Here is an 18,342-nt window from a genome sequence, read left to right on the forward strand (position 1 = left end):
CTGTCCACACGCGCGAGGGCGCCCTCCGTCCGGGAGGGACGCCACTTTTCTCGGTGGTCAGCGGCGACACGAGAATTTTCGTGTACCCTCTTGCATGTGGTCGACCGTGATGAGCATCGCCCCGCACCCACCGACGAGGTGAGCGCGGAGGACTTTCTGTTTCACCTCCACCGCGGCACCGAGCTCCTCGAGGACAACCGGGTCCACGCCGCCAAAGCGGAGCTGGAGCAAGCGCTCTCGCTCCAGCCCAGCGATCCGAAGGGACAAGATCTCCTCGGCATCGTGTACTTCCGCCTGGGGCTCTACCCCCGCGCGATCACCATCTACGAGCGGCTCGTCTACGAGCACCCCGATGCCGTCGAGCCGCGCATCAACCTCGCGCTCTGCTACCTGAAGACCGGCCAGCCCGCCCAGGCCCGCAGCGAGCTGGAGAAGGTCCTGGAGCACGCCCCGAACCACCAGCGTGCCTGGGGGTATCTCGGCCTCGCCCACCAGCGCCTCGGCGACAACCAGCGGGCCATCAACGCCTTCGCCGTCGGCGGCCACGACGCCATGGCGCGCCGCCTCACCCAGACGACCGTAGCTCCCCCGGCGCACCCCTCCGGCCTCGCCCACGCCGTGGTGTCCGCTGGCCCCGGCTCGAAGCGCCCGCTGCTGCTCGCTTCCTCTGCAGCGAGCGCAGCGAGCGCGCCGCTCACCGTCGGCGCCGAGCCCGATGCCGCGCCCGATGCCGCGCTCGATGCCGCGCCCTACGCCCCCTCCGACGCCACGCCCGACGTCGCGCCCCACATCGCGCCCGATCCCCTGCGCGATCTGCTCCGCGAGCCCATGAAGGACGAGGTGCGCCAGGCCATGAATGAAGCCGCCCAGGCCCTCGATCAGCGCGGCTTCACGCGCGACTCCGACCTGCCGCGCATCCCCACGGGCACCTGGTCGGCGCTCGAACCTGGCCGCGAGGAGTTCGGCGCCCTGCCCACCCTGCGCGAGCCCCTGGAGCTCAGCTTGCGCGCGCCGCCGCTGCCCGATCTTCCGAGCACGCTGTCGGCGCCCCTCCCCGAGATACCGCCGGCGGACGCCGTGCCCGCCGCCGCTCCAGCCGCCCCAGCGCAGGCTGCCCTCGGGCGCTCCCCCGTGCCTGCCGCACCCGCCGCGCCCGCGGCCCGCACAGCACAGGCGACGCAGGCTGCCCCCGGGCGCTCCCCCGTGCCTGCTGCGCATGCCGCGCATGCGGCCCACACCGCGCAGCCGGCGCCCCCCGCGGAAGCGACGCACGCGAGGCAAACGCTGCAGGCGCCGAGACCTGCTGCGGGATCGCCCGTGCCACCACCTCTCCGCGCTCCCCCGGCCCCGCCGCCGCCACCTCCGCCGCCCGGCTTCGGTCCCGTCGTGCGCCCGGCGCCGATCTCCATGCCGGCGACGCGCCCCACGAACCACACCGGGGTGCACCGGAAGACGCTCCCGCCGCCGCCGTACACGGGAGCGCCGAGTGGCGCGTCCTCCGGCGGTGAGGTCTCGCCGCCCATCGTCAGCCAGCCTCCCCTCGGCCTGCGTGGCAGCGCCCTCGCCAGCACCACGAGCGCCGACACTGCCGCCATCCCCACCCTGAACACCTCGGCCTCCCTGCCGCCGCCCGCGCCTGCCGCTGCCGCACCCCGCGCGGGCGCCGTGGGCACCGCGGGCCACAGCGCGGCGCCTCCCCGCGTCGCGTCACCGCCGGTGGCCCCGCACCCCGCGCCTGCCGCGCCTGCCGCGCCCCCCGCACACGCCACGGATCCAGCGCATGCGCCCGCTGCTGCGGCGCGCCCGAGCGTGGCGCCCGGCCAGCACACGGCGTCGAACCATCACGTGACCCAGGGCCACCACACTGTGCAGACCTTCAGCGCGGCGCCGCCCCCGTTCGCCGCGCCCGGCCCTGGCACTGCGCAGGCGCACCAGGCGGGAAAGATGCCGAGCGTGGCGCCGGATCCCGAGTCCGCGCGCACCGTGTTCGCGCAGCCTCCCGGCACACCGCTCGCCTTCGCCCGCGAGCGGCTCCTCGTGTTCCCGCGCGATCTGCCGCTCGCCCAGCACGCCTCGGGCCTCGTGCTCGTCCAGGCCCAGAAGGGGTTCGCCACCCGCCTCAACGCCGTCCGCACCCTGACCACCGCGCTCGGCGTGCCCACCAAGGTGCTCACCCGGAGGAGCCGGGGCCGCGATCAGGACGAGCCGCTCGGGGGGGCGACGGCCTCGATCCACGAGATCGGAGGGCGCTGCGAGCTGGTCCTCGTGCCGCCCGACGGGCTGCGCCTGTTCCCCCTCGATCTCGCCGACGACCCCCTTTACCTCCGCGAGGACGCGCTGATCGGCTTCGAGCTGTCGGTCACCTACGAGAACGGCCGCCTCCCCACGGGTGACGGAGAGGCGGTCCCCCTGATCCAGCTCCGGGGGCGGGGGGGCGTGGTTTGCGCCCTCTCCGAGCGCTCGGCGACCATCGAGATCCAGGGAGGCCGCACCACGGTGGTGCACGCGGGCGTGGTGCGCGGCTGGATCGGGCGTATCCTGCCGCGGGCGCTGTCCACGAGCGAGGCCCCGGCGGGCCTGCGCGGCATGGTCGCGTTCTCCGGAGAAGGCATGGTGATCGTCGATGGGCACTGAGGTGGTGGGCGAGGTCCTGGAGAAGGGCGCCATCCGCCGCATCAAGCGCGAGCGGCGGCGCACGCTCTGGGAGGACGCGAAGAACCTGCCCAACCTGCTCACCTTCGCCCGCATCCTGATGATCCCCCTCGTGCTCGTGCTCCTCAGCCGGGGGGCCCCGCGCGACTGCTTCTGGGCCGCGGGCGTGTACTCGCTCGCCGCGCTCACCGACATGCTCGACGGCTACCTCGCGCGCCGCCAGGGGCTGGTCAGCGTGCTCGGCAAGTTCCTCGACCCCCTCGCCGACAAGCTCATCGTCTCCGGCACCCTGGTGTGGCTGGTCCCCATGGGCCGCATCCCGGCCTGGGCCGTGGTGCTCCTGATCTCCCGGGAGATCACCATCACTGCCCTCCGCTCCATCGCCTCCACCGAGGGCCTGGTTATCGCCGCGGGCGACGGCGGCAAGGTGAAGACGGCGCTCCAGATGGTGGGCATCCTCTGCCTCATCCTCGGCTACCCGTACCACGTGCATTTCGGCATCGATTTCGGAGTCGTGGACCTGATCCACGTGGGCCGCCTGCTCGTGTACCTGTCGCTGGTCTTCTCCATCACCAGCGCCGCCAAGTACATGGGGCTGTTCATCGACGCCATCGACGCAAAGAACCGCGGCACGGCGTGAACACGGCGCGGTGGGCAAGGCCGCCGCTTTCTGCTAAGGACCGTCCCCGTGAAGGTGCTCGTGCTCGCGGTCGCAGCGGCTCTCGCGTCGTTTACCCTCCTCGGTTGCAGTCTGCAGCAGGAGGGTGAGCGCTGTAGCCCCCTCGCCGCGGAGGACTGCGACTCGGGCCTGCTCTGCACCCAGGTGATCGGCGACGTCTACGTCTGCTGCCCCGAGACCGGCGGCACGGACCCGTACTGCCGCGAGGGAGGCGTCTCCACCACCTCCACGACGACCACCACGACCACCACGACCACCACGACCACCACCGGCGTTGGCGGCGCGGGCGGCTCGGACGGAGCGGGCGGCGCAGGCGGCACCGGCGGGAGCTGAACGGACGGGGACGACGGACGGGGGGCCGATCGGCGGCGACGGTAGGTGACAGGCGCCGAGGCGCAGCACTCCTCGCACCCTTCCTTTCTCGCCCGACCGCTTCCGCTGCCTCTTGGCGCGGGCCGATCCTTCGGGGATAACTCAGGGTTGCTTTCCAAAGCACCGGAGGTGTCCCCTTGCGCCGTCTTCTCTTTGCCCTGCTCACAGCCGTGCTCTGCGTGGTCTGTCTGCCGCGCCTCGCCCTGGCCCAGACCACCGTCGCCGGCGGGAACGTCATCAACCAGACCTGGACCCCCGCGGGGAGCCCCTACCTCGTCCAGGGGGACATCACCATCCCGAGCGGCGCCACGCTGACCATCGAGGCGGGCACCACCGTCAGGCTGGCCAACACCGACGGCCAGGTCTCGGGCCTCGACACGACCAGGGTCGAGGTGACCGTGAACGGCACCCTGACGGTCAACGGGACGGCGTCGAACCAGGTCACCTTCCAGGCGCAGAACGGCTCTTCGTCGACTTCCTGGTACGGCATCGTGGTCAGCGCGAGCGCCGCCACCGTGTCGCTCAACGGCGCCATCCTCCAGCACGCGTACTACGGCGTACGGAACAGCTCGCCGGGGACCCAGCTCCAGATCCAGGGCTCGACGATCCAGAACAACAGCACGGGGATGCAGATCCTCGCCGGCACGCCGACCGTCACCGGGTCGACATTCCTGAGCAACGGCACGGGGATCACCGTGACCAGCAACGCCTCGCTGAACCTCACGGGCTCGGTGATCCGCGGGAGCAGCGGCAACGGACTCAACATCAACACGTCGAGCGGCTCGGCGACCATCAACGTCACGGGCTGCACCATCTACGGCAACGGCAGCGCCGGCATCCACGGCGAGTCCTCGTCGGGCACCTCGACGACGATCAACGTCAAGAACGCGGTCATCACCAGCAACTCGGGGTACGGCATCCGCCGCTTCTCCGGCGGCGGGACGACGACCTTCAACATCACCTACTCCAACATCTGGGGGAACGCCTCCGGGAACCTGACCGGCGCCACCGCGGGCACGGGCAGCCTCATGGCGAACCCGCTCTTCGTGAACGCGCCGACGAACCTGCGGCTGACCTCCAACTCCCCGGCGCGCTTCGCCGGGGAGACGGGCCAGGACATCGGCGCGCTCCCGTACGGCGGCGACGCGACGAACGGCTTGCACGGCACGCTCTGGGTCGACACCACGCTGACGACCAGCCAGTCCCCCTACACGGTGGCGGGAGATCTCACGGTCCCTCCGGGTGTCACGCTGACCATCCCGCCGGGCGTGACCCTCAACTTCGCCACGAACGACCTGATGGCCGCCGGTGCCGACACCGCGCGCAGCGAGCTGCGGGTGGAAGGCGTGCTCGACGCCGAGGGCACCCTCGCCGCTCCGGTCGTCCTGACGAGCGCGGGCACGTCCTCGACCTCCTGGTACGGGGTGCATTTCCTGCCTAGCGCCGCGGGCTCCACGCTCTCGCACGTGACCATCAACGAGGCGTATTACGGGATCCGCTACGAGGCGACGGGCGCGGTCGCCCTGAACCACCTGATCCTGCACACCTGTTCGACGGGCTTCCACGCGACCGCAGGCAGCCCGGTGCTCCGCGCCGTCACCGCTTACGGCAACGGGGTCGGCGTCACCCTCACCGGCAGCGCCTCGGGCACGCTGGTGAACAGCGTGGTGCGCCAGAGCAGCGGCAACGGCGTCAACATCTCGATCAGCAGCGGCGCGACCACGCACGTGATCACCAACGCGACGCTCCACGGGAACGGCAGCGCCGGCCTCCACGTGGAGGCGTCGTCGGGCACGAGCGCCACGGTGTCGGTGACGAACAGCATCCTCAGCAGCAACTCGGGGTACGGGATCCGCCGTTACTCCGGCGGCGGGACCGCCACCATCGCCACCACCTACTCCAACGTGTGGGGCAACAGCTCGGGCAACTACACGGGCGCCAGCGAGGGCATGGGCTGCATCTCCTCGAACCCCCTCTACGTCAACGCGCCGACGGACCTGCACCTCCAGTCCACCAGCACCAGCATCGATGTGGGCACGGCGGCTGGTGCTCCCACCTCGGACCGCGACGACGTGACCCGGCCGCTCAACGGCGACGGGATCAACGGCGCCGAGTACGACATGGGCGCCTACGAGTTCGTGGCGAACCCCATCTGCGGCGACGGGGTGACCGTGCCCGGCGAGGCCTGCGACAGCGGCGTCAACAACGGCCAGTACGGCTACTGCAACGCCACCTGCACCGCGATGGGCCCCTACTGCGGCGACGGCGTCATGAACGGCCCGGAGACCTGCGACGACGGCAACCAGGTCAACACCGACGCCTGCCTCAACACCTGCATCATGGCCACCTGCGGCGACGGCGTGATCCAGGCTGGCGTGGAGGAGTGCGACGATCAGAACCAGATCAACACCGACGCCTGCCTCAACACCTGTGAAACCGCCGCGTGCGGCGACGGCGTGGTGCGCGCCGGCGTGGAGGAGTGCGACGACGGCAACCAGGTGAGCACCGACGCCTGCCGCAACAACTGCGTCATGGCCACCTGCGGCGACGGGATCATCCAGGTCGGCGTGGAGGCCTGCGACGACGGCAACCAGAACGACGACGATGACTGCCGCAACAACTGCTCGCTGCCCGGCTGCGGCGACGGCGTGGTGCACGCGCCCGAGCAGTGCGACGACGGCAACGCCTCCAACACCGACGCCTGCCTCAACACCTGCCTCACGGCCACCTGCGGCGACGGGTACGTGCGCGCCGGCATGGAGGAGTGCGACGACGGCAACGACGCCAGCAACGACGCCTGCCTCGCCACCTGCGTCGTCGCCACCTGCGGCGACGGCCACATCCAGGAGGGCGTCGAGAACTGCGACGACGGCAACCAGAACGACGGCGACGGCTGCTCCTCGGTCTGCCTGAACTCCTTCTGCGGCGACGGCCTCCTGCAGCCCGGTGAAGCGTGCGACGACGGCAACGCCTCCAACACCGACGCCTGCCTCGCCACGTGCAAGCTCCCCTCCTGCGGCGACGGCCACGTCCAGGTGGGCGTGGAGGACTGCGACGACGGCAACGGGGTCGCGGGCGACGGCTGCGCGCCGGACTGCACCTCCGAGAATGGCGGCCAGGGTGGCAGCGGCCAGGGTGGCAGCGGCCAGGGTGGCAACAACGGCCAGGGCGGCGACAACGGCCAGGGCGGCGACGTGAACGCGGGTGGTGGCGACGGCACCGCGAGTGACGACGGCGGCTGCGGCTGCCGCACGGCAGGCAGCGGTCCTGCACCCGCCCCCGCCTGGCTCATGCTCGGCAGCGCCCTCGCCGCCGCAGCGCTCCGCCGCGCCCAAGGCCGCCGCGGAAGCCGTCGCAGCGCGCACGACCGCCGCGCCTGATCCCTCCCCTCACCCACGCTCCTCGCCGCGCGCAACGTCAGCGGCGGGGACGCGCTCCCCCTCCCCTCACCGGCATCCCCCTCGGGCCGAAGGCCCCTGATTCAGGGTACGCAGTACCCCCTTCAGGCCACGGCTTCTGTCTTCGCGAGGCGCTCGGGGGGCATGAAGTCGGCGGCGATCCCGCGCAGGCCTGCTGCCACGGCGGCGTCCCAGTAGCGGGTACCTGCGGCGAAGGCCCAGCTTCGCACGGGTGACAGCCCCCGCGCCCGCTCCGTCGCGGAGACCAGCGCCCGCACCACGGGCATCACCACGCCCACCGGGGAGTGCGGGATTGCGAGCACGTCGGCGAGTTCGTCGCCGTGCAGGAACCGCATGATGCCCGAGGCGACCCGGAGGCGCTTCTCGGCGAACTCCCGCTGCTTCGGCGTGCGCGCCTCCTCGATGTCGCCGTGGAGCAGCGCGCGCACCAGGGCGCGCGAGTCGTCGTCGGGCTGCCCTTGCGTCGCCTGGATCATCTCCCCGTAGCGGCGCGCCTCGGCGTACGAACCGGGGAGCAAGTCATGGTCGACGCCCATCAGGTAGCCGACGTAGCGCCAGAGGTGCACCAGGCCCTCCGCGTCGCGCGGGGGCATGCGGTAGCCGAACTTGGCGAGCCCCTCGATCACCACCACGGAGAACAGGATCAGGGTGCCCAGCATGTCGTGCTGGTTGATGGGCTCTCCCCACAGATCCACCCGGAACCTCCCGCTCTGGCGGATGAGGCGGCGCACCCCGGCGTGCATCAGCCGGACCTTGAGCGAGAGGAGCTGCCCCTCGCCGCCTTGCCGCAGGGCCTCGGGCTGGGTCACCGCCCGCACGAAGTGGCCCGTCTCCCCGAGCCGCCGCGACGCCTGCTCCTGCAGCCGCCCAGAGAACACCAGGGGCTTGTTGCCGCCCGGCGAGGTGTAGCTGAGCACGAGGGCGCCCGCGCCGAGGACGATGCCCCCGAGCATCCCTGCGCGCATGAACGCGGAGCCCCCCCGCGCGATGGCTTCCCAGTCGACCCAGAGGGGCACCCGGCGGGTGTGTTCGAGGAGCGCCTCGACAGACGGGGGCGCGCCAGGGAGGGTGCCGCGCCCTTCCCGCAGCGCCTGTTCCAGGAGCTGGATGCCGGAGACTCCCGGCGGCGGCCAGGAGGGTTCGCCCCCCGCACCCGCGCTGTTCGCGGCCGGATCGCCAAACGGAGACCTCAGGAGACCTGCCACCTCGTCGGCGAGGGGATCGGAGCGGAGGAGGTAGGGGGCGAGACGGTCGAGGCGCTCTCCGTGCTCACGCAGGCCCTCGGGCGTCGGCTGGAAGCGCGCAGGGATCATGGATCATCGGTAGCAGCGCTCCGAGTTCTCTGCACGCAGCCGCGGAGCTGCGTACCCCCGAATCAGGAGTCTTCCTTTCGGCGCGGCTGGTTGCGGGAGGCGGGAGAAGGGAGGCGGGGCGCAGGACGCGGGATGCAGACCGGGAATCTCGCTCCGGAGATTCTGGTCTGCGGTTCCGGGAAGACTCAGCGGGAGGAGGTGCGGGCGTTCCGGCGGCGCAAGAGGGCGGTGGCCAGGCCGAGGCCGAGCAGCGCGCCCCAGGGGCTTCCGGAGGAGGCGTCGTCGCCGGGCATGCTGCAGCTACAACCCGAGTCCTCGTCGGAGTCGGAGGGGGTCGAGGGCTCCTCGCCGCCCGCGCCACCTGCGCCGCCCGCGCCGCCGCCGCCGCCAGCACCACCGGCGCCCTCGGCCGGCTCGTTCGAGACCGACATGCGCGCCACGGTGGTCGGGCAGTTCTGGTTCTTCAGCACGAAGAAGTACTGCCGCCCCGGGGCGAACTCCGGGTCCGTGGCCTTGTCGATGACCAGCTCGCCCTCCGTCTCGGTGATCCCCTCGACCCTGAAATCGAACTCCTGCGGCTCGAAGAGCGTGAGGCCCGGGATCGGCAGGGGAATCGGGCCCATGCCCACGTGCTCGCCGGCGCGCGCGTAGATGGACCACTGGAGGGCCCCGCCCTCGACGGGGGTGAGATCCACCTTGAAGCGCAGCGCCTCGTCCCCGGGCTGCACCTCGGCCTGGAAGTGGAAGAAGCTGTGCAGGGAGATGCCGAGCTGGGCCACCTGCGCGCAGCTCGCGCCGAAGCCCGCGGCGAGGGCCCCGAGGCCGATCTGGTTGGTGACCCGCTCCTCGTTCGGGCGCACCTGGAGCACATGGTCGCAGTCGTCGAGGCCGCGCGCCGCGAGGATCGCCTCGACGGTCGTGACTGCCGACGCATCGATCTCGCCCGCGGCCACCAGGTCCTCGGCGGTCTGCACCAGCCCCCGACCGAAGTCGCCGAGCGACGAGCCGGGCATCAGGGTCTGCACCGAGCCCCACACCAGGCGGTCGGCGACCTCCGCGCCCAGCGCGGTCCGGATGCTCCAGCCCACGCTGCCGATGATCTCGCCGTCCTCGTGCACCTCGCCGACCACGCCGCTCGGGCAGACCTTCGCGGTGTCCTCAAGGTCGCGGGCGGCACCGAGTGGGGCCAGCGTAGCCTCGCCGAGGATCGCGTTGCCGTTCAGGGTGCAGGCGAAGTAGTCGGCGATGCCCTCGTCGATGCCGCCGCCCCAGGGCGAGATGCCGTACTCGCTCGACCCGAACTGGCCCCCGTTGTAGCCGACCGCGTTGTGGCTGATGTAGTGGCCGAACTCGTGGAGAAAGACGTCCGAGTCTCCGGAGAAGTCGGTCATCGTCCCCTGGTAGATGCCCATCATGTTGGGGCTGCTCAGGGGGCCGGAGAGGACGCCCTCGGTCTCCGGCGCGAAGAAGGCGTTGTCGAAGGGCTGACCGTTCTCCATCAGGTTGGCGACGGCGGTCACCTTCCAGCTCGCGGGCGAGGTGTCCACGCCGTGGGTCTGCTGGAAGTAATCGCGGATGCGTGTCATGTGGTAGTAGACGTTCACCTGCGCGAAGCCGTCGGTTCCATCGAGCGGGTCCGCGGGCGGGTCGAAGAGGAAGTCCTCGCCAGCGTTCGGGGTGAGCGTCTGCTCGACGGTGTAGCCTCCCTGCTGCGCCCCGGAGACGTAGTTGGTGACGGTGAGGTTGCCGTCCCAGCCCGTGAGGTACTGGGGCGTGCCGGCGACGAGATCGTTGAGCTGCACGTCCACCGGCGTGGGGGTGTCGACGGCGTTGAGGGAGTAGACGCGGCCCATCGCATCGAGGGCCGTGCGCCGGACGAAGACGATGGAGCCGTCGTGCGCGTCGACCAGGAAGCGCGTGGAGTTCCGCGTGCCGCGGTGGATGTCCACCATCCACACGAGCTTCCCGGAGCCCTCGGCCTCGGGCTGCACGGCGAGGTGGAACGAGGGGGGCGAGAGCAGCGACATGCCGATGCTCTCCTCCACGGCGGACCGCGCCGCGCCCTCATCGAGCGCGGGCGTCGTGGCGACCGAGAGGCCACGGGCCACGTCGAGCACCGCCGCGCGTGGCGCACCATCGGCGCCGAGCCGCACGGCCACCGCGCCGCCGATGACGGGCAGGCCATGGTACGTCTGCGTGAAGCGCACGGTGCGCGCGGTGCCTGCCTGGAGGTCGCTCTTCACCGCGAGGTCGACACCTTCGAGCCGCAGGTCGGCCGCGGCGCTCTGCAGGAAGCGCTCTGCCGCGGCGCGAGGTTCGAGGCGCGTCCCTGCGACACCAGCGTGGGCCGAGGCGAGATCGCGCACGTCGAACCACTCCACGGCGCGACCTCCGGCAGCGCTCTTGGCGGAGGGCGCAGCGGAGGCGGCAGCCGTGGAGAGGACGAGGGCAAGTGCAGTGAGCGGAGCAAGCGGTAGACGGTGCATGAGCCTCCTCAACAATCGACGAGCATCGACCCAATCGACGAGCATGACCCGGGTCGACGGCGTGCAGCCTACATGTCGGACGGTCCCTCCAAAAGCCCGAAGGCGCCTCCGTACCCGTCTCCACCGTGCTACGGACGGCGACCAGCAGGGCAGGGCGTCGGCCTCCAGGGCTCGACGGCCTCGGGCACTCCGGGCACTCCGGGCACTCCGGCCGCTCCGGCCGCTCTGGCCGCTCTGGCCACTCTGGCCACTCCCGCCGCGCCTCCCGCTCCCGCCACGCCTCCCGCTCCCGCCTCACTTCCGCCATGACGCGCCCTGGACCCCCGCCGCTCCCACCCTGGCGCCCCGCCTTTGCGCGCCTCGCCGAGAAGTACCGGCAGCTCGGGGCGCTGCGCCGTGCACGGGCCCTCGGCGAGCCCGTACCCGAGAGACAGGTGTTCCGCGCGCTGGCTGCCGAGTTCCCGGGAGCGCTCCACGAACTCGACAACCTGCCCCTCGACGAGATCGACGCCCGCCGCGCAGCGCTCGATGCGGCAGTCGCAGGAGGACCGGCAGCGCCCTGGATGGAGCCGATGGCGGCGTACCACGCGCTGATGCGCGCCGCCCTCTACCTGAAGATCCGGCTCTCGCGCCTGGCGACGTCCACACCCACCTCGGACGAGGCAGAGGCAGCCGCGCTCGCCTCGCTCGCCGCACGCGCCAGCGCGCATAGCGGCATCGACGTCGACGTGGCCTTCGCGCGCGCGGTCCACGCCCCACCCGAGGGGCGGCTCAACCGGGTGGTGATGGCCGCGCTCGCCGAGCGCTCCGGGCTGCCCCCGGATGCATTGCGTCAGATGCTGTTCCCGCGCCGGGCGCGCCGCTCCGAGGACCCCTTGGAGTAGGGTGTCGGCTCGATGAAGCTGTCCGACTACACCACCTTCGATGGCCTCGGTCTCGCGGACCTCGTCCGCAAACGCGAGGTGACGCCTGCCGAGCTGCTCGAGTGCGCGTCCATGGCGCTCTCCCAGGTCAACCCCGACCTCAACGCCGTGATCCGCTCCCTGCGCGACGACGCCGAGCAGGCCCTGCGCGCTGGTCTGCCCGAGGGGCCGTTCACCGGCGTGCCCTTCCTCGTCAAGGACCTGAGCCTGCTCACCGCGGGCGCGCCCACCGGCATGGGCGCGCGCCTGTTCCAGCGCTTCGTCGCGCCCGTGGATTCCGAGCAGATGGCCCGCTTCCGGCGCGCTGGCCTGGTCACCTTCGGCAAGACCAGCACCTCGGAGCTGGGCCTCAACGTCGTCACCGAGCCACGCGCGCACGGTCCCACGCGCAACCCCTGGCGCACCGATCTCTCCCCCGGTGGATCGAGCGGCGGCAGCGGGGCCGCCGTCGCCGCGCGCATCGTCCCGCTCGCCCACGGCACCGACGCTGCCGGCTCGATCCGCATCCCCGCCTCCTGCTGCGGCCTCTTCGGCCTCAAGCCCACCCGGGGCCGCAACCCCGCGGGCCCCCTGGAGGGAGAGCAGCTCGCGGGCCTCGCCGCCGAGCACGTCCTCACCCGCTCGGTGCGGGACAGCGCCGCCATGCTCGACGTCACGGCGGGCGCCGATCCTGGCGCGCCGTACACCGTGCCCCCGCCGGCGCGCTCATTCCTGGAGGAGACCCGCACGCCGCCGGGGAAGCTCCGGATCGCCTTCATGGAGGAGCCGTTGAACGGCGTGCCGGTGAGCGACGCGTGCCAGCAGGCCCTCCGGCGCACCCTCACGCTGTGCGAGGAGCTCGGCCACGAGCTGGTGCCGGCGCGGCCGCAGGTCGACGCCGCGCAGCTCCGGGCGGTGTTCAACCTCATCCCCGCCTTCACCGCCTACACGCTCGACATGGTGGCCCCGATGTACGGCCTCGAGGCCGGGCCCGAGACCGTGGAGGCCACCACGCTCGCCCTGCTCGCCGCGGGTCGCCGGATGAGCGCCGCCGAGGTGTTCGCCGCGTTCGCGCTGCGGGACCAGATCTCCCGCACCGTCGGCCACTTCTTCACCCGCTTCGACGTGCTGCTCTCCCCCACCCTCGCCGCACCGCCGCTGCCCCTCGGCACGCTCGACGCGAACGACCCGACCTACGACGGCTTCGGCTGGATGGACCGGCTCTTCACCGCCGTGCCGTTCACGCCCCTCGCCAACGTGACCGGCGACCCGGCCATGTCGGTCCCCCTGCACGTGAGCGAGGATGGCCTCCCCATCGGCGTGCACTTCGAGGCCCGCCAGGGCGACGAGGCCACCCTCTTCCGCCTCGCCGCGCAGCTCGAAGAGGCAGCCCCCTGGGCCTCCCGCCGCCCGGGCATCTGCGCCGGCTGAACCACGGCGCAACCCCACCCGGGCCCCCCGCGCCAGCTTGCCCTCGCGCCCTCACACCGCCGCCGACCGTGCCCGCAGCGCCGCGACCTCGGGCGGCTCCAGCTCCTGGATCTCCGCAAGCGCGAACACCGCGCGGATCTGGCGCAGCGAGAACGCGAGCTGCGGCGGCGGGTTGAGCATCACCCGCCCGTCCTCGTGCTCCAGCGCCACCGGGATCAGCCCCCGCGGCGCCAGCGCTTCGAGGAGCCCACCGAAGCCGAGCCGCGCCCCCGCGGGCGTCCCCGCGAGGTCCTCGCGCGCCGGATCGAGCCGCACGATCTCCTGCCCCTCCTCCCCGAGGATCTCGTCGTAGAGCGAGGTCACCCCCGGCACGAAGGCGCTGTGCACCATGAAGTAGTTCTTGATCCGCTCGGTGCTGATCAAGGTCACCCGCAGTCCCTCGGGCCCGTCGAAGCCGCACCGATGCGCGTCCACCAGGCGCCGGATGTGCTCGCCCTTCGCCACCGAGTCGAACTCCACGACGAGGTGCAGCCGCTCCCCTGGCGCCAGCTCCCGGTGCTCCAGCGCGCGCACGAACCTGAGCAGCCTGAGCGCCGTCCGCGCGTCGCCGTCCACCGCCTCCGGCTCGCGCAGGAACACCGCCGCGCTGAGCGGGCCCGAACCGGCCACCGCCTGCACCGCGAAGCTCGTGAGGTCGTGCCCCGTCTGGGTGTACACCGTGGCCCGTCCCCCGTGCGGCAGCGCGGCCGTCGCCCCCTCGGCCCCTGGCGGCGCCTGCGCCGGATCCAGCCCGAGCCCCAGCGAGCCAAGGCGCTCCCCGAGCGGCATCCGCTCGTCACCGCGCTCCCCGAGCACCAGGATCACCTCCACCCCCGGCACGAACCGCGCGAGTTCGTGGAGCAGCGCCGGCAGCGTCGCGCTGTAGCCGACCACCAGCACCCGCGACGCCGCGCCCGTGGTGAGCGCGAGCCCCCGCGCCCACCGGGCCACCGAGCGGCTCTCCTCCGAGCCGAAGGCCGTGTCCCCCGCGCTCCCCACCTCCGCCTCCCGCTCGCCTTGCTCCTCGCGCCCTTCCCCCTTCTCGGCCCGCGCCATGCCCCGCCCCATCACCAGATCGCGCCCGTAACGCCGCAGCGGCGCGTACCCCGCCGAGACCCCGATCAGCCCCCGCAGCTTCCGCGCCGGGATCCTGCCCGCCCGCGCCCCGAACCGCGCGACCGGCGAGCCAGGCACCGGCGTCCGCAGCGGGTTGAGCCACTGCACGAGCCCCTCCACCCGCGGCAGCCCACCGAGGGCGCGGTGCGGCTCTTCCTCCCCCAGGAAGATGCCCGTCAGGATCACCCCCCGCGCCCGGTACGCCTCGCGCGCCATGCGCACGAACGAGATGGTCCCGTCCACGTCCCCGAGCCTCGCAAGCGCCGCGCCGTCCCCCTCGTCCACGAACAGGTGCGTGTAGAACTCCGACCCGTCGGTGGTCATCAGGTCCGCGTAGAGCGCCTCCACCCCTGGCGTCACCAGGTGCTGGCACAGGAAGAGCCCCAGGATCCGCGGCATGTCGAGCGGGAACGTCCCCGGCCCTCCGGCCGCCCGGAGCAGCTCCCGGTTCTGGCTCTCCCGCACCTCCACGAACACCTGCGCCCGGGTGTTGAACGCCCGCAGCGACGCCAGTGCCATCGCCGTCACCGCGTCCGCATCGGGTCCCGCGTCCGCCCGCGCCAGCACCAGCACGCGCTTCACCTCCGAGGCCCCGACGCGCGCCAGCGCCTCCGGCTCCGCCCCGTCGCCTTGCCGGTACACCACCCAGCGCATCAGCGGATCCATGAGGTAATCCGGCGGCTCGTCCCGCGGCCCGAGCAGCACCATCCGCGGCAGCGCGTGCCTCCGCGGCAGCGGCCCGTGGCGCACCAGCCACTGCCAGATCTCCGAGAGCCGGATGCGCCTGAGCGTGCTGTTCCGCTCGTACAGCCCCACGAACTCCCGCACCAGCATCTCCGCCTCGTGCACCGCGCCGACCACCAGCGCGTGCCCCGCGTACCCCACCGGCCGGCGCCGCTCCGCCCGCACCACCTGGTCCACCACGTTCGCCCCGATGCCGATGATGAACGAGATGACGAACACCCCGACGACCGTCAGCCCCAGCGAGAGCAGCGCCACCGCCGGGTGCACGTGCAGGTGCTCGACCAGGTTGTCGGCGCTCTCGAGCTGCCGGAACGACCACCACAGCCTGTCGATGAACGACGCCTGCCCCTGGATCTCGCGTCCATCGTAGTCGTGGGTGATGCCGAGGTGATCGAGGACCACCGCCGACCCGAACGCCAGCGCCCACACCGCCGCGGTGACCAGCCCGAACTGGTGGAGCTGCTCCCTCCGGGTGACGATGGAGTACAGGTCGAGCGCCAGCTCCCGGGTGAACCGCACGAGGAGCAGCAGCCGCGACAGCCGCAGCACCGGCAGCGCCACCACCGCGTGCGCATGGAGCAGCCGCTCCAGCGGCAGGAAGCTCAGGAACGCGAGGAAGTCGAGCGCGAAGAGCAGCCGTTCGAGGCGCGGGCTCGGCGCCCCGGGCCGCCGCAGGAGCACGAACCTGAGCGCGAGTTCGATCCCGAAGACCACCAGGAACAGCGGGCGGAGCGTCTCCTCCAGCCCCCGCACCGGCAGCACCGAGACGATGATCAGCGCCGCGAGCAGGACCTTCACGAAGCGGGCTTCAAGCCCCCGCGCGAGCTTGTCGAGGATCCGTGAGCGGCTGGTCATCCGCGGCAGGATAGGCCAAGGACCTGCTTGCGGTGAGCCCTGCCGCCACCGCATGCTCCGGCCGTGAAGCGCCACTTCAACGTCGCCGGCCCCTGTCGCCCGGACTGGCACTACATGATCCCGGCCGAACGACGCTTGCCCGAGGCGCTCCCGCTCCTGGAGCAGCGCGGCTACTTCGTGGTCCACGCCCCGCGCCAGACCGGCAAGACCACCGCCCTCCGCGCCCTGGCGCAGAGGCTCAGGGACTCCGGCAAGTACGCCGCCCTGCTCTTCTCATGCGAGGAAGGCGGCGCGCTCGGCGATGACTACGGCGCGGCCCAGCGCGCCTTGCTCGGAGAGCTGCGCCGCGCCGCGCAGGCCGACCTCCCTCCCGACCTCCAGCCTCCCCCCTTCTCCTTCGCCACAGACGAAGGCCTGGTCGGCGCCGCCCTCGCCACCTGGACGCAGGCCTGCCCACGGCCCCTCGTGCTGATGTTCGACGAGATCGACGCCCTCCGCGGGCAGAGCCTCGTCAGCGTCCTGCGCCAGCTCCGCGCCGGCCACACGCGGCGCCCCGAGGGCTTCCCTTCCTCGGTGATCCTCTGCGGCATCCGCGACGTGCGCGAGTACAAGGCGGCGAGCGGCGGAGACCTGGAGCGCCTCGGCACCGCCAGCCCCTTCAACATCAAGGTGGACTCCCTGCGCGTGGGCGACTTCCGCGAAGACGAGATCCGCGAGCTGTACGCCCAGCACACGGCCGACACCGGCCAGGCGTTCACGGAGCAAGCCCTGGCCCGAGCGTGGGAGGTCACTGCCGGGCAGCCCTGGCTCGTCAACGCCCTCGGCCGCGAGATCGTCGAGAAGCTGTCCGTACCGGTCACCGCCCCCATCACCGCCGCCCACGTCGAGCAGGCCCGGGAGCGCCTCATCCACGCCCGCGCCACGCACCTCGACTCCCTCGCCCACAAGCTCACCGAGCCCCGTGTCCGCCGGGTCATCGAGCCCCTCCTCGCGGGCACCTACGCCGGTGAAGGTCACGCCTACGAAGACGACCTCGGCTACGTCCGCGACCTCGGCCTCGTCGCCCCCGACGCCCCGCCGCGCATCGCCAACCCCATCTACCGCGAGGTGATCACCCGCGTGCTCTCCGCCTCCGCCGAGCTGAAGCTCCCTCCGCCCGCACCGGGCGCCTTCCTCCTCCCCGACGGCCGGCTCGCCTGGCGCCGCCTCCTGCGCGCCTTCGCCGCGTTCTGGCGCGAGCATGGCGAGATCCTCGCCGCGGGCATGCCTTACCCGGAGATCGCCCCGCAGCTCGTGCTGATGGCGTTCCTCCAGCGCGTGGTCAATGGCGGCGGGTTCATCGACCGCGAGTACGGCGTCGGGCGAGGGCGCATCGACCTCCTCGTGCGGTTTCCGTACCGCAAGGCCGACGGCGCGCCCGGGGTGCAGCGGCGCGCGATGGAGATCAAGGTGTGGCGGTCCGGCCAGAAGAACCCTCGAACCGCAGGCCTGGCGCAGCTCGACGAGTACCTGACGCGCCTCCGGCTGCGGCGGGGGACGCTGGTGCTCTTCGACGCGCGCGGGAGGCTGGCGCGCAAAGCGCCCCGCTTCGAGGAGCGCGTGACGCCGGAGGGGAGAGGGGTGACCGTGCTCTGGGCGTGAGGTCGGGATAGCGTTGAGCGATTGCGCCACCCCATGGCGAGCGCAAGACATTCCCTGCCGAGCACCGACCACCCCTCAAGGCGTCTTGCCGAGCACCCTGATCCCTGCCCCCTCCGGGGCGACCCATTCCTTAGGGAGGACATACACCAGCCCATTCCCCTGTTCGGCGAGGCTCGCGGCCATCGCCATGGCCAGGGGCCACGCTTCCTCGTCGGTCATGTCCGGGACCTTTTCGATGCGTACCATATCGACCGCATTGGCCATGCAGGCGCGCAGCGCGTCCCCGAGGTCTCCCTCGCTCTTCCTGGCATCGATCTGGAACCCTTCCATGTTGTCGTCCAGCTCCATCGTCCCGTGCAGCGGCGTCGCCAGGCAGACCACCCCCTCGCGGTCGTCGTAACTCACGTAGATCGGCGCGGGCTCGCGCTCGACCTTGGTCACCACCACGTGCGGGACCCGCTCCGCACCGTCGGGAAGTCCGCCGAGGCTGGCGAGCGCCGGCAGGCGGCGCGCGATGCCTTCACGCACCGCTTCGGTGGAGAGAGGCCCCAGCGTTTTCGTACAGACCGCCAGCATCAAGAACATCATCCGCCACCATCTCGCTTCCCGCTCCAGCCACGTTCCTCGAAGGCCAGCCCTCGCCGCGCCCATCGCCTCGTTCACACGGCAGGGGCTCGCGCCCATCGAGGAGGA

General features: G+C 72.1%; 11 protein-coding genes. 7 read left to right on the plus strand and 4 right to left on the minus strand.

From position 1 onward, the window contains the following. The first annotated feature begins 96 nt into the window (after positions 1-96). The 4 genes from CAP_RS53830 (at position 97) to CAP_RS45175 (ending at position 7,083) form a co-directional block, all read left to right on the plus strand. The gene (locus CAP_RS53830; RefSeq protein ID WP_052375604.1) at positions 97-2,634 is read left to right on the plus strand and encodes a tetratricopeptide repeat protein; all 2,538 of its coding nucleotides are present in this window, start codon (positions 97-99) and stop codon (positions 2,632-2,634) included. Further along, positions 2,624-3,292, plus strand: a complete 669-nt coding sequence (gene pgsA / locus CAP_RS21045) for a CDP-diacylglycerol--glycerol-3-phosphate 3-phosphatidyltransferase (RefSeq protein ID WP_044243875.1) — start codon at positions 2,624-2,626, stop codon at positions 3,290-3,292. The genes CAP_RS53830 and pgsA overlap by 11 nt, the downstream gene beginning before the upstream one ends. Before the next feature lie 48 nt (positions 3,293-3,340). Continuing rightward, complete coding sequence (locus CAP_RS21050) at positions 3,341-3,664, plus strand: hypothetical protein (protein ID WP_044243878.1); 324 nt, start codon at positions 3,341-3,343, stop codon at positions 3,662-3,664. A 176-nt stretch (positions 3,665-3,840) separates the two neighbouring features. Beyond that, positions 3,841-7,083, plus strand: a complete 3,243-nt coding sequence (locus tag CAP_RS45175) for a DUF4215 domain-containing protein (protein WP_052375605.1) — start codon at positions 3,841-3,843, stop codon at positions 7,081-7,083. 122 nt (positions 7,084-7,205) lie between these two features. On the opposite strand, the gene CAP_RS21060 is transcribed toward CAP_RS45175, so the two are convergent. Continuing rightward, positions 7,206-8,435 (minus strand): oxygenase MpaB family protein, encoded by a 1,230-nt coding sequence (locus tag CAP_RS21060; RefSeq protein WP_044243882.1) that lies wholly within the window; start codon positions 8,433-8,435, stop codon positions 7,206-7,208. A 185-nt stretch (positions 8,436-8,620) separates the two neighbouring features. Beyond that, positions 8,621-10,921, minus strand: a complete 2,301-nt coding sequence (locus CAP_RS21065; RefSeq protein ID WP_044243884.1) for an MYXO-CTERM sorting domain-containing protein — start codon at positions 10,919-10,921, stop codon at positions 8,621-8,623. Positions 10,922-11,226: 305 nt separating this feature from the next. Here CAP_RS21065 and CAP_RS21070 point away from each other — a divergent pair, with 305 nt between their 5' ends. Further along, a complete protein-coding gene (locus CAP_RS21070) occupies positions 11,227-11,805 on the plus strand; it encodes a hypothetical protein (RefSeq protein ID WP_044243886.1) in 579 nt (192 codons plus the stop codon). Between the two features lie 12 nt (positions 11,806-11,817). Continuing rightward, positions 11,818-13,254, plus strand: coding sequence for an amidase (locus CAP_RS21075; protein WP_044243887.1), 1,437 nt, complete (start codon positions 11,818-11,820; stop codon positions 13,252-13,254). 51 nt (positions 13,255-13,305) lie between these two features. Here the strand turns inward: CAP_RS21075 and CAP_RS21080 are convergent, their stop codons facing one another. Continuing rightward, positions 13,306-16,008, minus strand: coding sequence for a Rossmann-fold NAD(P)-binding domain-containing protein (locus CAP_RS21080; protein ID WP_044243889.1), 2,703 nt, complete (start codon positions 16,006-16,008; stop codon positions 13,306-13,308). A 63-nt stretch (positions 16,009-16,071) separates the two neighbouring features. On the opposite strand from CAP_RS21080, the gene CAP_RS21085 reads away from it, so the two are divergent. Further along, the gene (locus tag CAP_RS21085; protein WP_044243890.1) at positions 16,072-17,649 is read left to right on the plus strand and encodes an AAA family ATPase; all 1,578 of its coding nucleotides are present in this window, start codon (positions 16,072-16,074) and stop codon (positions 17,647-17,649) included. A gap of 75 nt (positions 17,650-17,724) precedes the next feature. Here the strand turns inward: CAP_RS21085 and CAP_RS21090 are convergent, their stop codons facing one another. Further along, positions 17,725-18,312, minus strand: a complete 588-nt coding sequence (locus CAP_RS21090) for a hypothetical protein (protein WP_197041282.1) — start codon at positions 18,310-18,312, stop codon at positions 17,725-17,727. Between the last annotated feature and the right edge of the window lie 30 nt (positions 18,313-18,342).

The sequence above is a fragment of the Chondromyces apiculatus DSM 436 genome (assembly GCF_000601485.1).
GTDB lineage: Bacteria > Myxococcota_A > Polyangia > Polyangiales > Polyangiaceae > Chondromyces > Chondromyces apiculatus.

Excerpts from the sequence above, each read along its gene's own strand:
- CAP_RS21060 (WP_044243882.1), bottom strand. The coding sequence starts at position 8,435 with ATGATCCCTGCGCGCTTCCAGCCGACGCCCGAGGGCCTGCGTGAGCAC.
- CAP_RS21065 (WP_044243884.1), bottom strand. The coding sequence starts at position 10,921 with ATGCACCGTCTACCGCTTGCTCCGCTCACTGCACTTGCCCTCGTCCTC.
- CAP_RS21080 (WP_044243889.1), bottom strand. The coding sequence starts at position 16,008 with ATGACCAGCCGCTCACGGATCCTCGACAAGCTCGCGCGGGGGCTTGAA.
- CAP_RS21075 (WP_044243887.1), top strand. The coding sequence starts at position 11,818 with ATGAAGCTGTCCGACTACACCACCTTCGATGGCCTCGGTCTCGCGGAC.
- pgsA (WP_044243875.1), top strand. The coding sequence starts at position 2,624 with ATGGGCACTGAGGTGGTGGGCGAGGTCCTGGAGAAGGGCGCCATCCGC.
- CAP_RS21070 (WP_044243886.1), top strand. The coding sequence starts at position 11,227 with ATGACGCGCCCTGGACCCCCGCCGCTCCCACCCTGGCGCCCCGCCTTT.